General features: G+C 69.6%; 3 protein-coding genes. 2 read left to right on the top strand and 1 reads right to left on the bottom strand.

Annotated features, from left to right (window positions below):
- Positions 1-250, bottom strand: a 250-nt coding sequence (locus tag HG543_RS54830; RefSeq protein WP_211194794.1) for a hypothetical protein, incomplete at its 3' end; no start/stop codon positions are given.
- Here HG543_RS54830 and HG543_RS54825 point away from each other — a divergent pair.
- Positions 243-596, top strand: a complete 354-nt coding sequence (locus HG543_RS54825) for a hypothetical protein (protein WP_171819050.1) — start codon at positions 243-245, stop codon at positions 594-596. The two genes, HG543_RS54830 and HG543_RS54825, sit on opposite strands and share 8 nt — an antisense overlap.
- A gap of 17 nt (positions 597-613) precedes the next feature.
- Complete coding sequence (locus tag HG543_RS52920) at positions 614-1,531, top strand: DUF2381 family protein (protein WP_169352566.1); 918 nt, start codon at positions 614-616, stop codon at positions 1,529-1,531.
- Positions 1,532-2,709: the final 1,178 nt, after the last annotated feature.

Genomic DNA, 2,709 nt, shown 5'->3' with positions numbered 1-2,709 from the left:
CCCCCCGGGTGGCGTCATCCCAGGAAGCCGCCCCCGTGAAGAAGACCGCCCCCGCTCCGAGACCGCAGTCCTCCCAGGCTCCGGAGAAGAAGCCCTCCGCGCCCACTCCCTCCCACCTCATCAGGTCCGCCACCGCCGCGGCGGCCGTGGCCTGCTCGGGGCTCGGCTGCGCCAGCACGCCGCCGGTGGTGGGACCGCCCCTGCCCCCGGACGAGGACTGCCCGCCCGGCTCCATAGAGGCCATGGACAAGCTGGATATCCTGGACCTGATGATGTTCGCGTTGGTGGACACGCCGGTAAGCGGCCCCATCACCGTCCGGGAAGGCCGGGGCGTGGTCCGCCTCGCCCGTGAACATGGAAACCTCCCCTCCAGGGCGCAGTTCTTCGGGGAGTTCTTCATCGCGAAGCAGTACGTCCATGGCCGCTTCACCACGTTGCGCGTCAAGGACAAGCAGTACCCGGTCTGCGTCGAACTCCTTGACTACAACACCCGGGCGCGCGGCATCCCCCGACTGCCCGGGGGCGACGACCAGAGCGCCGTCATCTACCCCCACGTCGAACTCAGAAGCGTTCGGCACTTCGAGCGTTTCGACTAGCGCGGGGTGGCTTCCTCGTGTCCGCCCGTCCTTCGGCCCTGCTCCTGTTGCTCATGACGTCCTGGGCGCCCCTCGCTTCCGCGCGGGACACGTCCGCCACCAGCGGGCAACAACAGGTTCGCCGCATCGAACTGGGACCCGAGTCCCCCCAGGTGTCACCGGAAATCGGCATCCGTCCGGGCACCGGCAGCCTCCTGCTGTTCGACAGACCCCTCGCGCGCGAAGGGATGGAACTGGAGGGACGAGAGCGCTTCAGCCGCGTCGTCATGGGTGACGACACCCTGGCCATCCTGCCGTCGGAAGCGCTCCGCGAGGGAGAACGCCTGCGGCTCACCGTGCGCTTCGCGGATGGCGGAGTCCCTGCCGAGGTCTGGCTCATCCTCGTCGTCCGGGAGCAGGCCGATGCCCTCGTGGAGCTCCCGCACGCCCGGCGCGGCTCCGCGCCTGTCCGGCCGGAAGCCTCCGCTCTCTTGGAGGAACTCGAACGTCTGCGCGAGGAAACCGCGCGGCTCCGTGAGAGCCACGGCCCTGGAGGACTGACCGGGCTCCTCACGGCTGCGTGGGCCCAAGGTCACGGTATTGCCACCAAGGCTCTTGAGACGGCCATCCTTCATGGAGTGGGGACGAAGGACCAGGTGACGCTCGTGAGCTACCGCGCCGCGAAGAGGGTCGCCGTGGAAGTTCGGGCGACCTTTGCCCCTGGCACCCCTCCCTGGTCCGCTGGGAGCGCGGTGCTCCGCGATGCGAAAGGCCGCCAACTGCGTGTCGTGCAGGTGTGGCAGTCGGAGCCCACGAGGGAGGGCGCCGAGGTCCGCATCATCGTGGAAGCAGAGGCGAAAGAGAGCGAGGCCCGAGGCACCTGCACCCTGGAGCTTCGCGAGGCGGGCGGAGAGCGGACCCTCATGGTCGACCCGCTGCTCTTCCCGGACCTGTGAGCCGAACGCGTACGCCCGAGCCACCCCCGACCCCCGCACGTCATCACGGAAGCTGGCTCCGTTCGGAGAGAAGTCTTCCCCGCTCTCCGTCCGAGGCCCGAAGACCCGCGACAGTGCGCGGCTGCTCGGCCTGCCGCGGCAGCGGGCGGACGCGGCGCGCGATGGACCGACTCATGACGCCTCATGAGGGCCGAAGGCGTGGGACGCCGCCCGGTGAAGCCTGACTCGGAGCGGCTGCCCCGGCAGCGTGAACGGGCCCACGCTCCGGAGGGAGCGATTGCGACACCCGGGGGTGAGGCACGGGCACGCTCCGCTCCAACGTCTTCCAGCATCGCCGCGCTCGGAAGCGGCGCACCGACATCGCCATTCCCCGAGGCTTCCGTCACCGCATCCGGCGGAGGTGTTTCAGCACCTCGGGTTCTGGAGTCGTCCATCACTCCACCCGCAGGCGGTATCTCACCTCCTCCGGTCCTGGCGTCTTCCATCGCTTCTTCCGAAGGAGGTGTGCCAGTGCCTCCAGTCTCGGAGTCTTCCGTATCGGCCTCTTCCAGCGGAGACGTGCCAGTGCTTCCAGTCGCGGAGTCTTCCATCGCCGCCTCTGGAGAAGACGTGCCAGTGCTGCCGGTCTCGGAGTCTTCTGTCGGCCCATCCGACGGAGGCGTGCCGCTGCCCCGAGGGCCTGCTTCCTCCTCCACCGCCAGCGCCTTCCAGAGCACCCGCCCCATGGGCTGGATGTTCTCCAGCGCGTCCTGCTCGTCTCCCCGCGCCACCGCCCGCACCAGCTCCGCCAGCGTTCCCCAGATGAGCCCCTCGCCCACCTGCACGCTTCCAGGCGCCAGCGCCCCCTCGCGCTCACCGTGCGCCAGCACCTCCCTCACCAACTCCCGCGCCTGACTGCCCAACGCCTCCGGCTCCAGCGAGTCGGGATGCCAGTGCATGAAGGTGAAGTGGAAGAGTTCGGGCTTCCTCGTCGCGCACCACGTCAGCGCCTCCCAGAAGTGGTCGAAGGCCTCGCGGAAGCCGCCCTCCAGCCGCTCCAGCTCCAGGTACCCGCGTGCGATGCGGCAGAGTTCGGTCTCGGCCCACTGGCGCACCTCCCGCGCGAAGCCCGCCTTGCTGCCATAGCGCCGGTAGAAGCTGCCCACCGACATGCCCCCCGCCCGCGCCAGCTCCTCGGC

Origin of the sequence: Pyxidicoccus fallax, from assembly GCF_012933655.1 — a bacterium.
GTDB classification, from domain to species: domain Bacteria; phylum Myxococcota; class Myxococcia; order Myxococcales; family Myxococcaceae; genus Myxococcus; species Myxococcus fallax.
The sequence above is the reverse complement of the archived record's forward strand: the minus strand, read 5'-3'. Positions and strand labels throughout refer to the sequence as shown.

What these genes read in the sequence shown, in the direction of transcription:
- HG543_RS54825 (WP_171819050.1), top strand. Translation starts at nt 243, where the DNA reads ATGGACAAGCTGGATATCCTGGACCTGATGATGTTCGCGTTGGTGGAC.